Source organism: Helicobacter cinaedi CCUG 18818 = ATCC BAA-847 (assembly GCF_000155475.1).
GTDB classification, from domain to species: Bacteria; Campylobacterota; Campylobacteria; order Campylobacterales; family Helicobacteraceae; genus Helicobacter_C; species Helicobacter_C cinaedi.
Genome location: NZ_DS990432.1, coordinates 1 through 572, shown reverse-complemented (window position 1 = coordinate 572; position 572 = coordinate 1). Strand labels below are relative to the sequence as shown.

Here is a 572-nt window from a genome sequence, read left to right as displayed (position 1 = left end):
CCACATCTATTCCCACATCTCTATTTGCTCTCCATAAATAAGCAAAGAATCTTATTTGCTTATTCTCCCATTCTTCTTTGAAAGGAATATTGACTATTTCCCCTTTAATATTTTCTAATTCTTTAAATCTCTTAGAATAAATCAGAGGTTGTGTCTTATTGACTTGCTTTAATGTTTGCTCTATCTCTTCATCTCTATCAAATACAATGTATCCCCATTTAGTTTTATGTTTATATCTTTGTATAGATTCTTTAAGAAGACTTTGTTCATCACCTTGTATATTTTTCTTGTGAGAATCTTTAAGAACATAATGGGCTTGAAGTGTGATAGATTCTATAAGATGATGTTCTAAAGGTGAATTAAAAGAATTGTGATTGTATTCTTGTGGTATATACTCTATGGCATTAACTTTAATATTGGGCTTTATATTGTCATTGAGAGTGATAGCTTTAGGAATGTTTTTCTCAAAGCTTAATCTTTGCTCTAAAAGTTCTCCTACTTGTTTATCCTTTGGTTGGATAGTTTTAGAAGGAGAGATTTTGATATGAAAGTCTTTTTGTTCTTCATCTAAA

General features: G+C 29.7%; 1 pseudogene. It reads right to left on the bottom strand.

What is annotated here, in order from left to right:
* A pseudogene (locus HCCG_RS12395) lies at nucleotides 1-572 on the bottom strand (ribonuclease domain-containing protein); the annotation flags it as partial.